Annotated in this window: 10 protein-coding genes; 3 read left to right on the forward strand and 7 right to left on the reverse strand. The window is 55.0% G+C overall.

What is annotated here, in order from left to right; genetic code table 11:
- Positions 1 to 76: 76 nt before the first annotated feature.
- Positions 77 to 1,567, forward strand: coding sequence for a trypsin-like peptidase domain-containing protein (locus WJU16_RS16300; RefSeq protein WP_341834544.1), 1,491 nt, complete (start codon positions 77 to 79; stop codon positions 1,565 to 1,567).
- A 46-nt stretch (positions 1,568 to 1,613) separates the two neighbouring features.
- On the opposite strand, the gene WJU16_RS16305 is transcribed toward WJU16_RS16300, so the two are convergent.
- Genes WJU16_RS16305 through WJU16_RS16325 form a run of 5 tightly spaced genes read right to left on the reverse strand, consistent with a single transcriptional unit; the run spans position 1,614 to position 7,185 of the window.
- A complete protein-coding gene (locus tag WJU16_RS16305) occupies positions 1,614 to 2,033 on the reverse strand; it encodes a response regulator (RefSeq protein ID WP_341834545.1) in 420 nt (139 codons plus the stop codon).
- The gene (locus tag WJU16_RS16310; RefSeq protein ID WP_341834546.1) at positions 2,017 to 3,114 is read right to left on the reverse strand and encodes a hybrid sensor histidine kinase/response regulator; all 1,098 of its coding nucleotides are present in this window, start codon (positions 3,112 to 3,114) and stop codon (positions 2,017 to 2,019) included. Before WJU16_RS16310 ends, WJU16_RS16305 begins: the two co-directional genes overlap by 17 nt.
- Before the next feature lie 22 nt (positions 3,115 to 3,136).
- Positions 3,137 to 5,296 carry a 7TM diverse intracellular signaling domain-containing protein gene (locus tag WJU16_RS16315; RefSeq protein WP_341834547.1) on the reverse strand — a complete coding sequence of 720 codons (2,160 nt, stop codon included), beginning with the start codon at positions 5,294 to 5,296 and terminating at the stop codon, positions 3,137 to 3,139.
- A 58-nt stretch (positions 5,297 to 5,354) separates the two neighbouring features.
- On the reverse strand, positions 5,355 to 6,053 hold the full coding sequence (locus tag WJU16_RS16320) for a hypothetical protein (RefSeq protein ID WP_298710731.1): 699 nt from the start codon (positions 6,051 to 6,053) through the stop codon (positions 5,355 to 5,357).
- Between the two features lie 28 nt (positions 6,054 to 6,081).
- A complete protein-coding gene (locus WJU16_RS16325) occupies positions 6,082 to 7,185 on the reverse strand; it encodes a ThiF family adenylyltransferase (RefSeq protein ID WP_341834548.1) in 1,104 nt (367 codons plus the stop codon).
- Between the two features lie 565 nt (positions 7,186 to 7,750).
- Here WJU16_RS16325 and WJU16_RS16330 point away from each other — a divergent pair.
- A complete protein-coding gene (locus WJU16_RS16330; protein ID WP_341834549.1) occupies positions 7,751 to 8,479 on the forward strand; it encodes a superoxide dismutase in 729 nt (242 codons plus the stop codon).
- Positions 8,480 to 8,953: 474 nt separating this feature from the next.
- Here WJU16_RS16330 and WJU16_RS16335 read toward each other — a convergent pair whose 3' ends face one another.
- Together WJU16_RS16335 and WJU16_RS16340 are read right to left on the reverse strand one after the other, a co-directional pair.
- Positions 8,954 to 10,186 (reverse strand): glycosyltransferase family 39 protein, encoded by a 1,233-nt coding sequence (locus WJU16_RS16335; RefSeq protein WP_341834550.1) that lies wholly within the window; start codon positions 10,184 to 10,186, stop codon positions 8,954 to 8,956.
- A gap of 113 nt (positions 10,187 to 10,299) precedes the next feature.
- Positions 10,300 to 11,739, reverse strand: coding sequence for an LptF/LptG family permease (locus WJU16_RS16340; protein WP_341834551.1), 1,440 nt, complete (start codon positions 11,737 to 11,739; stop codon positions 10,300 to 10,302).
- A gap of 142 nt (positions 11,740 to 11,881) precedes the next feature.
- Here WJU16_RS16340 and WJU16_RS16345 point away from each other — a divergent pair, with 142 nt between their 5' ends.
- A complete protein-coding gene (locus WJU16_RS16345) occupies positions 11,882 to 12,487 on the forward strand; it encodes a hypothetical protein (RefSeq protein ID WP_341834552.1) in 606 nt (201 codons plus the stop codon).
- Position 12,488: the final 1 nt, after the last annotated feature.

Here is a 12,488-nt window from a genome sequence, read left to right on the forward strand (position 1 = left end):
CCGATCCATACTCCCCGATATTCAGAAAGTATTCAGAATGCCATGGCAGTTTTACACTATCAAAAACCTGGATACTATGAACAAAAAGAAACTCTTCACAGGCCTCCTGATCGCAGGAGCCGTAGTAGCCGGCGGTTTCGCCCTCAGCGGAAAGGCCGGCAGACTTTCGGACGGTATCGCTTTCAATGATTCCCAGCCCCTGATTCAAACAGCATATACAGGCCCGGCTTCGGCCCAGCCTACTGATTTTGAGAAAGCGGCGGGTAATGCGGTCCCTTCCGTCGTGCATATCCGCACAGTTGTTAAATTCAAACAATCCGCGCAGCAGCAGCAGTTTGAAGGGATGGACGATGATATCTTCCGCCACTTCTTCGGCGAAGGCGGCCCGCGCCGGCAGTACAACCGCCCCGACCAGAAAGCTTCCGGATCGGGCGTGATCATCAGTCCCGACGGCTTTATCGTGACCAATAACCACGTGGTCGACGGCGCTTCCGAGATCACCGTTACCCTCACCGACCGCAAGAATTACAAAGCGGAAGTAATCGGCACCGATCCCAACACCGATCTGGCGCTGATCAAAATCGACGCTAAAAACCTGCCCGCCATCCCCGTCGGCAACTCCGACGATGTGCGCCTGGGCCAATGGGTGCTGGCTATCGGCTATCCCCTCAACCTCGACGTAACCGTTACGCAAGGGATCATCAGCGCCAAATCGCGCAGCATCGGCATCAACCGCCAGGGCTCTGCCCCCGTGGAAGCCTTCCTGCAAACCGACGCGGCCGTGAACCCCGGCAGCAGCGGCGGCGCATTGGTGAACACGAACGGCGAACTGGTAGGCATCAACTCCGCTATCGCATCGCCCACGGGCGCTTATGCGGGATACGCTTACTCCATCCCGTCGAACCTCATGAAAAAAGTGATCAACGATATCAAACAATTCGGCAGCGTGCAGCGCGGCTACCTGGGCATCTCCATGGCGCCCGATAATCTCGACGACGCGCAGAAAAAAGAACTCGGCATCACCGCCAACAATACCGACGGCGTTTATGTAATCGGTACCGATCCCGCGGGCGCTGCGGCTGCGGCGGGTGTGAAGAAAGGCGACGTGATCACTTCGGTGAACGGCAGCGCGGTGCATTCCGGCTCTGAACTTTCCGAACAGATCGCAAGGCTCAAGCCCGGCGACAAGGTAGCCATCTCCTTGCTGCGCAATGGCGCGGAAAGCAAAGTGGAAGCAACTTTGAAAGGAAAACTCGGCAATATGACCGCAGGCAGCAATACTACAGTGAGCGCGCTGGGAGCTGATTTTGCAGCCCTCTCACGCCAGGATGCGGCCCGGATGGGTATTGCAGGCGGCGTGCAGGTACAATCGCTTGAAGAAGGCGGCCTGCTGGATGAGCAAACGAATATGAAGGAAGGATTTGTGATTACCCGGGTGGGCGGCATCGCCGTGCGCACGGTAGACGAACTGAAAGCGGCCCTGGCGCGTCAGAACGGTAATTTCCAGATCGAAGGGACGTACCCCGGCAGCGGGAAAACGTATTATTACGGTATCAATGAAAATTAATAAGGGAACATTTATGGCTTCTTCATCTCGCATGAAGAAGCCTTTTTTAGTGCTGATCGCGGAAAATGCCCTCAATGACATCCTTTAGCTCCTTGGGCTGGAGGGGCTTCTTCAACAGGCGGATCACCATCGGATTGGCGTTGGTGCGGGAAATATCCCCGAAATCCAGGGACGACGATACCATGATGATATAACACTGGTTCTTGATCTTCTGGGGATAAGAATCGAAAGAACGGAGAAACTCGAAACCGTCCATTTCCGGCATCTGGATATCAAGGAGGATGACGGTGGGCGGGATGTGGGGCAGGGTGATGTTGCTGGACAGAAACTCCAGCGCTTTGTTGGCATTGCTGAAAGACAGGATCGTGCGGCTGATCTGCTGAATGGAAATTAACCGTTCATGCAGGAGCAGATCGATGTCGTTATCGTCGATTAATATTACGCGGAGATCAGGTATCGAATTCATTTCTGTTCGGAATGGTAATTTCAAATTGCGTGCCTTCTCCATAACGGGAGTCTACGCCGATGGTGCCCCCTATTTTGTTCAGGGCTTCTTTCACAATATACAGGCCAATACCGCTTCCGGGCTTGTTATTGTTCTTGGAGCGGAAAAACATTTTGAAAATGTTGCTCAGATGCTCGCTGAGGATCCCGATTCCATTGTCTTCTATCCTGATCGTCGCTTTATGCGGTTCCACTTTCACCGAAAGATTCACCTGCGGAGAGGATTCGTCCGGTTTCTGATACTTAACGGCATTACTGATAAGATTGTTCAGAATAACGCTGATCCGGAAGAAGTCGCCTTTGAACGGTACCGGCTGGTCTACATTCACATTAAAGCCGATATTGGTATTCTGGTGCTTGAACGTATCGATGCAATCGCTCATCAGTGCCTGGAAATCAATTTTTTCGTACTCCAGGTCCAACCGCGAATTGCGGTAATACTCGATGATCTTCTGGATGAAGCTGTCGAGCCGGGTGATGCAGACTTCGATCATCCCCATATACCCCTGCGGGTCGGTCATCGTATTGTCGAGCCGGCTGAGGTTGATGATGCCCTGTACGCTCATGAGGGGCGCGCGGAGGTCGTGGGAGGTGGAATAAATAAACCGGTTGAGCTCATCGTTCGTTTTCTCCAGTTCCAGTACCTTTTCTTTCAGTTGCTTGCGGGCGGAATAGATCTCGTATGCGTTGTTGATGGTTTTGAACAGCTCGTGTTCGTCCCATGGCTTTTTTATGTAGGAAAAGATATGACCCTTGTTGATGGCGTCGATGATATCTTCCACATCCGTATAGCCGGTGAGGAGGATGCGGATGGGGTCGGGGAGCAGATCCTTGATCTCGTTGAAGAACTCCACCCCCGTGGTGGTGGGCATCTTCTGGTCCGCAATGATGATGTGGACCTCGATACCTTTCAGTACCTGCATGCCTTCGGCGGCAGAACTCGCGGTATATATCTCGTATGTTCTGCGGAAATTCGCGCGGAATGCATTAAGGTTATGTACCTCGTCGTCGATGTACAAAATCCTGATACGGTTATTTTTCATGTAGGGTTCTTTCTGCTTTTATTTACGCATGACTCTGGGCGATAGGCACATTCTGAGGTAAATATATGATAAATTCCGCTCCCTTGCCGGGTTCTGAATTTACCACGATCCGCCCGTGGTGCTTCTCGATAATACTGAAAACGATGGACAGGCCAAGCCCCGTACCCTCACCTACATCCTTGGTGGTGAAGAAAGGCTCGAAAATCTTTTCCTTGACCTTGTCCGACATACCGATACCGGTGTCCCTGATGCTGATGCTGACCATCTGGTCGGCTTCCAGCCGGGTTTTGACCGTCAGGTGCTCGTCGCCCTGTTCGGGTTTCATTTTGATGGCGTTGAGGGCGTTGTTGATGATGTTGAGGAACACCTGGTTGAGCTTACCCGCGAAGCATTCGATTTTCGGCAATTCACCGTAGTCGTAATGTACAGTCACGTTCTTGGGGATATTGTTGCGGAGCAGTACCATGGTGGAATTGAGGCCCTCATGGATGTCCACGAATTTGAGGTCGCTTTCGTCGAGGCGGCTGAAGGTCCTGAGCCCTTTCACGATCTCCGCGGTGCGGTTGGCGCCGTCTTCGATCCCTTTGATGAGGGTTTCCACTTCTTCGTGCAGGTATTCGATATCGATCTGCTGCTTGAACCGGTCGATCTCGGCCAGCTGGGCCGCCACATCTTCGCCGGGTCGGATGGTTTCGTACTTGCGTAGCAGTGAACGGATATCTTCAAAATCAAGCTTCAGCGGCTTGATGTTGGACGTAACGAAGTTGATGGGATTGTTGATCTCGTGGGCGATACCGGCGGTAAGCTGACCGAGCGAAGCCATTTTCTCGGCCTCCACCAGCTGCGTCTGCGCGCTCTTCAGGTTGGTCAGCGTCTTGCTAAGCTCACTGTTGGTTGTCTGCAAGGCCTCCGTGCGTTCCGCTACCTTGGCTTCCAAAATCACGTTTTGCTCGCGCACCAGCTGCTCGTTCTCCTGCGCAATCTGCAGCGCCACGGCCTGGGATTCTTCCTTTTCCTTCCGGTAAATGTTGATTTTATTGGCCAGCGCGAAAGACAGCAGGGTAACTTCCGCGGCGGAGCCTACCTGCAGGGCGTAATATGTAAAGTCGTTGTATGGCAGGATGTTGAAGTTCCGCAACACGAAAATACACACGCTCCCCAAAAAGATCCCCCAGGCCACGAGGAAGTAGGCCGCGGGCCCATACCCCTTGCGCCATACCTTGAATCCCACGAATATCGCGAGAATGGAGGCCGTCATGGCGATGATCTGCGTCATCATGTTGGCCACGAAGTGGTTGCTCATGAACGTGGGGACCAGGGCGATGCTGTAGGCGACAATCACACCGGTGAGGAGTTTATGTCCCAACTTGTACTTTTCGCGGGTGTGCAGGAAGGATTGAATGAAAAGCGCTGCGGTGATACCGTTAAAAACCGGGATCAGCAGGGTGTCGTGCATGGCGAGCCAGGGGCTGTTGGGCCAGAGGAACCGGAACGAATAACCCTGCTGCGAAGCCTGGGTGAGCCCAACGCAAATGATATAGCTTACGTAAATGAGGTAACTGTTGTCGCGGACGGTGAGCCAAATGAAGAAGTTGTACAGCGCCATCACGAGGATGATGCCGGCGTAAAGCCCGAAAATGAAGTTACGCTCGGTGTTTTTGCCTACCAGCGTGGTTTCCGCACCCAGGTACACCGGCAACTGGGCCTGTTCGCCGGCGCGGATCTTCAAATAATATTCACGGGTCTGCCCCTGCGCGATATCAAGAGGGAATATGTAGTTCTGGTGGTTGATGGGCCGCATATGGAACGGCTGGAACTGTCCCAGTTCGGTAACCTTGTACTCGCCGCCCGGCAGTACTTCGTACAGCGAGATCTCGTCGATAGTGGGGTATTCCACTTCGAGCAGGAGGCGGCTGAGGTGGGTGGCGTTGGTGACCTGCAGCCGCGCCCAGCTGGTAAAAGGCGTGATCTGGAGATTGGGGACCTTGGAGCCGGAGGGCTTGAATGCCTGTTCGCGCACCTGGTCGATGGTGAGGGCATTGGAACTGTCGATATAAAGGTCGAGGAATTCACCGACCTGCATGAGTTTGGCGCTGTCGTTGAACACGACCGGCGTTTGCGCGCGGGTCGTAAAATGGGCAGCCAGGGAAAGCAGGATGAGGGCGAAAAAGCGTATAGACATTTTCAGTTCACGGTTGTTATAGTCAGGCGGCGAAATTTCGCAGCAAACATAATGGATTTTACGGTACCATTTGCGGCAATCCCAGCATGTAATTCACTTCGAAGGTCCCTTTAGGCCCCGTTTCGGTCCTGATCTGGTTAGGGCTGCTACGCAAATCGCGGATGAGGGCCTGTTCCGAGGGGTCGGCGCTGGCCAGCTCGTGGTTATCGCGTATGATCATGGCCGTAGCCACCAGGTCGTCTTTCGGATAATAAAACACCCCTTCATTACCCAGCGAAGTATCGATCACCGCGCCCACCCGCTTGGCGCCCCTCACGGTCACCGGGGCGCAAAGTACATGGACGTTGCCCACGGGCAGCTGCGAGGTCAGCGCCACGCATACCCTGCTGAGGATCAGGCTTCCGATCCCCATGCCGGCCACCTCCTTGGAGTTCCACAAACCGCAGATCTCCGCGCTGCCGGGCACCACGTCGGTATACACCTTCGGGTCGTACTTGCCCACCGCCATTTCGATGGGGAGGGGCAGCACCCCGTCGGCAATCTGAACACGGGCCCCGCCGTACGTTTTGGTGCCGGTCTCGTCTTCCACGATCACCACAACCGTATTTTTGTGATGGAGCCAGTCCACATTGCCGGATGTGATCTTATGGATGCCAAAGTAAATCTGCAACAGCTTACTGTGGCCCTCGTAAAACCGCATGCATGCTTCCGGGTCGTCTGGTGCGAAAAATGCCCTAACGTTGATCGGTGCGCTCATTGATTGCTTCGTTTAGTTGAATTGGGCGTTATTGAATGAGTTGATCGAAATCCACATAATACCTGCCGGAGCTGCGAAGCTGATCCAGCAGGATCCTCCGGCAAGTGTCCGTCACCAGCGCCCCGCCTAACATAACGGAGGAGGCCAGCTGCGGCCAGGTGGTAATGGTTTTGCCGATTTCTCCCAGCGAATATTTCATCCGGGGGCTCATGTGCGCCATGCCTGCCATAGGCCCCAAAATGGGAATCTTTTCTTCGTTGGACAGGTGCTTCAGCGCGCTCAGATCCTCAATGGGAGGGATGAGCCCGTGCAGCAGGGGATATTCCGGGTCCAGGTCGAACCGCTCGATGTCGAGCATGCCGCGGTCGTTGGTGTCCATCACCACCGGGATGCCATGCTTGCGGGCTTTCTGGCGGCTGAGTATCTTCACGTCGACCCCGTCGCATTCTTCCACCAGCACGTCCAGCTTGCCGCCTTCGGTCAGGAATCCATCCAGGTTCTGCTCCGTAGCCCCTTCTCCAAACACTTTTACCGTCAAAAACGGGTCCATTTCAGCGATTTCACGGGCCGCCACGATCACCTTGGGCATCCCCAGGTTGTCGACCGTGGTGCGCAGCCGGTTCATATTGGTCAGCTCCACCGCATCGAAGTCCGCCAGCCGCAATTCCCCGCATACCCGCTCCATGGCGAGGGTGAGGGCGATGGTCTGGCCTACGGACAAGCCGATGACGCCGATCTTCTTTTCCTGTAGCAAATCCCGCTCTGCAGCGGTGATTTTATGCATGTTGCGCGAAGTGCGCAAAGCGATGAATTCGGATTTATCGAGCAGGTGAACCAGTTTGGCCGTCCAGGGATAGTATACCCAAACGCCGTACTGCGCTGCCGGAATGCCGTTCAGATGGGCCTGTACCGCTGCCGCCGTTTCGGCTTCACTGAGGCGGCGGGTGGGGTGCTGGATTTTCACCAGCTCCCGGAGCTGGCTGTCCAGCTCATCGTATACCCTGATATGCGGGTGCGCCTGCAACAACTGCTGCAGGGCTTCCTGGTCCGCCGCCCGGTTCGGGTAATAAAACTCCGGGGAGAAGGTGACAGGCGCCGACTGTGTCTCTTGTATGCGTTCCTTGAGTGTCATACTGCCGCTACTCGATTTTCTTTAAATGATTGAATTGGCCCTCGTGCTCTAATTGTTGTCAAAAATCAAAATCCGCCCGGCATTATCGGTGCCGGCCGGTTGAGAACTGAATTGCCGCTAACCCAACCGATTGCGGTGAGCTAGCTATAAAATCCTGTGTTGCCTTTCTTTCGGAGGAAAACAGGGGTTTAAATTAATGAACTTTAACGGAAAAGAATTGCGCTTGAATCGACTTTTAAGGGGGATGGACGATACCCGGACTTCGCCGGAAGCGGCAGTCAGGCATACCGGCGGCTTCACTTGCATTCCTTCGCGGGCAGGTCCTGGCTCCAGGGATAAATGGCTTCATCTTTTCAAAATGATTAATTACACTACAGCTTACACATGAATAGAAAAGTAAAATAGCAATAAAATTCAAATTAAACGATTCTCGATGGCATTATTTTGAATTAATTGCAAAATACCCGCTGTCGTTGGCGCAATTTAGTAAAAGCCCGCGCATTGGTGTAATATTTGCATGGTTTTACGTCGGAAATAATAGATTTGTAATAATAATATGTTCATTATGAATAAGAGAGAATTCATAAAACTGGCCGGACTGGCCGGCGTGGCCGCCCTGGCCAATCCCTCGGGGCTTTTTGCAGCAGGCGAGCAGAACAAGGAACTCCTCGCGGCCAAAGCCCCCTTCGAGCTGCCGCCGCTCCCCTACGCCGTTGGCGCACTGGAGCCGCATATCGACCAGCTTACCATGGAAATCCATCACGGCAAACACCACGCCGCGTATGTTAAAAACCTGAACGATGCGCTGAAAGCGAGCCCCCTGGCCGCCAAATCCCTCGGGCAGATCATGGCGGGCATCAAACCGACAGACACTGCCATCCGCAACAACGGCGGCGGCCACTATAACCACTCCTTCTTCTGGAGCATCCTGTCGCCCACCAAATCTGAGCCCTCCGCCAAACTGAAATCCGCCATCACCGCGGCCTTCGGTTCCGAGGAGGCTTTCCGTACCCAGTTCGCCGACGCCGCAAAAGGCGTATTCGGCTCCGGATGGGCCTGGCTCATCGTCAAAAAAGACGGCAAACTCGCCATCACTTCCACCCCCAACCAGGACAACCCGCTGATGACCAACATCGCCAAAGTCCAGGGTACCCCCATTCTCGGCCTCGATGTTTGGGAGCACGCCTATTACCTCAAACACCAGAACAAACGCCCCGATTATATCTCGGCCTTCTGGAACGTGGTAAACTGGGAAAAAGTGAGCGCCCTCTACGAAGAAGCCCTCAAAAAATAAAAGGCCCGACAGCCTCGATCATACTGCGACCGCCGCCCCCCGGCAGCGGTCGCTTTTTTTATGTCCATTCCTGCCAAGGATGGGTTAAAACCCATCTTCAATCCCGGCTAATGGTAGGTTAAACACCGGTACAGTATCCCTTGAGCCAGGGTTCAGTTACCCCTGAGCTACCCCTTTAAGGGGAGTCTCAACAGTGGCTCAACCGTATCTGAAGGGTATCTCAAGGGTATCTCAACCCTGGTGAAACCCTGCATGATGTAAGCTTTTGGGCTGCTTCAGCAATCGCACCCAGCATGTGAAGCGCCTGTGCTGACCTGCATGGTGTCAGTTTTGGGCTGCATTAGCAATAATTTTTACGATTGTTAATATAAAATGTTCATTTTAGTTTACGGTTTCCCATCTCGGATGGAAATGCAAAAGGCTGTACCGTTTGTCCGGTACAGCCTTTTACAAAGATGTGTGTATGGATGGGTATTACTGCAGCACGGTAGTGGCCTGAGGGGGAGTCTGCAATTTAGGCGCGAACCGCATCGCGGCGAAAGCGATCAGCAGCATGCCCCCGGCCAGCATCACCAATAGGCCCTCCTGCGCCTGTTTCTTCCCCACCATCGCCGCGCCGGCCGCTACCAGGATCATAAACACGATGCCGTAAGCCATTTCTGCTACCTGCCAGTCCGCATCAGCCCGGAAGCAGGCGGGGAGCGCCTCCGGCTGGTATAACGCCGCCAAAGGCAGCAGGGCCAGGGCCAGCCCGGTACTCAGGCCGAGGAGCAGCAGCAGGATAAAGTTCCAGGGTTTCAGGCGCAGGCGTCCCTCCAGCACGCGGTACACCTGCACGGTGGCCAGGTAACTGAGCGGAATGTGCAGCAGCGAAGCGCCTGCCAATGGCGCGCGCATCACGGCCAGCGCCAGCAGCCCCGTCCAGAAGAAAGCCCACATCCACCAGGTCAGGTCGCGGTTTTCGGCGGGTTGCGCCAGGTAAATGGAGCGCGTCCGCGCCGTTTGCAGCCAGGTAAAAAGGAAAGCCACCGCCGGGAAGCAGGCCAGCATCGCCAGCCAGTGCCCCGAAAATGCGGCGCCGGGCGCGGGAAACGGCTGCAAGTGCAAACCCTTCAACCCGCCGCTCCATCCCAGCCAGGCATAATACCAGCCTGCGGAAACCGCCGCCATCATGATGATAAACAGCAGCAACGGCCATTTCATACCGGTATGGAAACGCTTCCAGGTCCAGTAAACGAGCCCTGTCAGCAAAGCGATCAGCGGCGCCGTTAAGCCGGCCGACAGCGTGGCCAGTCCGAGCATTACGCCGGAAAGCGCGGCGGCCCGCCAGGGTTGTGCGCTCCAGGATACACGGTAAGCCAGGTAAATGGAAAGGAAGAGGAAATAGTTGCCCCAGATCATCGGCGCATCCGTCCGGAACAGCAGCTGCGGCAACCACGACCCGGCCAGCATCAGCGCCCACCACATCCCGAATCGCTCGTCCTGCCGTTGCTTCCCGACCTGGAAACAGGTGAGTACCGTGAGGATACCCGCCAGCGCATTTGGTTCGCGCATGGCAAAAGGCCCTGCCCCGAAAATAGCCACGGATGCGGATTGCAGCCATCCGTACAGCGGCGCTTCCGCGACGGGCGGGATGCCTGCCTGGTAAAAAACGGGAAATGGAAGGAATAGCAGCGCTGCTGCCAAAACGATCAGAATTTGCTTCATGGGTCTGATATGGTTTGCCGGTCGACGATAAGTTCAACCGTAATAACGCAGTTCCCCCGGGCGGTAGTGCCCTCCGGGAAAATCGTTCTTACCGCATCAACCGTGCCGCAAACTCAGGCAGGCTCTTTTTTGAAGCGTTTTTGCCACTCCTTCTTTACTTTCTGGAAGAAGCGGAAGTAGAATTCCTTGTTGAAAAGCTGGCTGTCGTTCATGGCCTTGTAGACGAGGAACGCGGCGATGGGCAGCAGCACGATATTGGCGAGCCACATCCCGCTCCAGGAGGCCATCACCTCGCGGCGGGCCATTTTTTCGCCGGTCATGAAGAAGATGTTGAAAATCACGAAGAAGATCACCGCGAACACCAGCGGCGTGCCCAGCCCGCCTTTGCGGATGATGGAGCCCAGGGGCGCGCCGATGAGGAAGAGCACCACGCAGGCTGCCGCCAGCGAGAATTTGCGCTGCCATTCCACTTTGAAGAGCGAGATGCGCTCCTTGTTGTCGGTATAGTCTTTGGCGGAAGTCGTCAGCGAAGATTCCGTTTCGCGCAGGTTCGATTCCACGCGCTCCACCACATAGCGGCGGTTGGCTTCGGGGATGGAATTATAGAAGGTATCGACTTTCAGCGGGGCGACGTTGGCGGCCCAGCCCGTGTCTTTCCATTTGTAGAATGGGTAGCGGGAGGTCACGTAGGCGTTGACGGTGCGGATGAGCGCCGAATCAATGCGGCGCAGCGAATCGATGCCGTAATCGAGCTGCTTTACGTTGAGCATCTGCTGGTTCGATGCGAAGAGGTCCATCGGCAGGCGGTCGAACGCGAAAGATTTGAGGTCGAAGGGTTTGATGTATTTATCGAACCCGAGCCGGATGAGCTCGTTTCCCTGCTGGGCGCGGGTGTTGCCGCGTTCTTCGTATCGCCAGCCGTTGTAGAGCGTGAAGAGGAGGTAGCGTTTGTCGCCCGATAGCTCCATGGTGCCTTTTTCGGCGAGGATGATGCGCGGGTTTTTGTCGCCCACGGTATTTTCGTAAATCATCACCTGGTGGATGGTCTTGTTGTCCGCTTCTTTTTTGGCGACTTTGATGGTATATCCGGGGATATCGCTGTAAAACACGCCTTGCTTGATATTGAAGGCGGGTTTGGAGTTGGTGATATCGTAAAGGAGGGATTTGGCGCGGAGGTTGGCGATGGGGATGATGTAGTTGGCGAAGAGGAAAGCGCCGATGCCGATGCCAATGGAAAGGAACAGCAGGGGGCGGATGAAGCGGAGCAGGGAAATGCCGGCGGATTTGATGGCCACCAGTTCGAAGCTTTCGCCGAGGTTGCCGAAGGTCATGATGGAGGAGAGGAGCACGGCCAGCGGGAGGGCGAGGGGCACAAGGCTGGCGCTGGTGTAAATGAGGAGCTCCATGATCACCGGCGTGTCGAGGCCTTTGCCCACCAGGTCGTCGATATATTTCCAGACGAACTGCATGATCAGCACGAACAGCGTCACGAAAAAGGTGGCGATGAAAGGGCCTACGAAGGTTTTGATGATCAGTTTATCGAGTTGCTTCACGTATCGGCGAATGAAAAATAAAATGGTAAAATGTAAAAAGGCCTGGTTTTCAGATTAATTTTGAAAAGCGGCCGCACAAAGTTAACACGAATCCGGACAGGAGGAACAGCGGCACGCCCAAAAATCCGTTAATATTTTCGATATGCAAGCGTATGAACTGACGGCAGACGAATTGGCCCTGGCGGCTGATGCGGAAATCATTCTGACGAAGAACCGGGTGATCGGGAAGGTGTTTGCGCTCTTCGGGGCGTTGCAAAGGGCCATGGAGGCGGATGCGGTGATCGGGGGATATGGGATGGAGGGGGCGCAGCCGCCGAAGATCTCGCGGGGGGAACAATACCAGGGATTGCCGTACGTGATGCTGGACTATCCGCGCGCCTTCGGTCGGGAAAGCATCTTCGCCTGCCGCACTTTTTTCTGGTGGGGGCGGTATTTCAGCCTTACGCTGCACCTGGCCGGCGGGGCGCTGGAACGCCATCGCGGCGCGCTAACGGGCATGCACGAACGGCTCGCATCCGCGGGATGGTACGTTTGTGTGAACGACGATCCCTGGCAGCATCATTTCGGGGAAGACAACTACCGCGCGGCCGCATCCGTTTCGCAAACGGAATGGGAGGAGCTCCTGCGGAAGCCTTTCTTCAAATTAGCTAAACAGTGTAAGTTGAGGGATTGGGAAAAAATCATGCCCGTTGCGGCGGCCAGTTATGCTTCGCTGCTGGGCTGGCTGGGAGGTTCCTCAGTCAGATAGT

Source organism: Chitinophaga pollutisoli, assembly GCF_038396755.1.
In the GTDB taxonomy this organism is placed as follows: domain Bacteria; phylum Bacteroidota; class Bacteroidia; order Chitinophagales; family Chitinophagaceae; genus Chitinophaga; species Chitinophaga pollutisoli.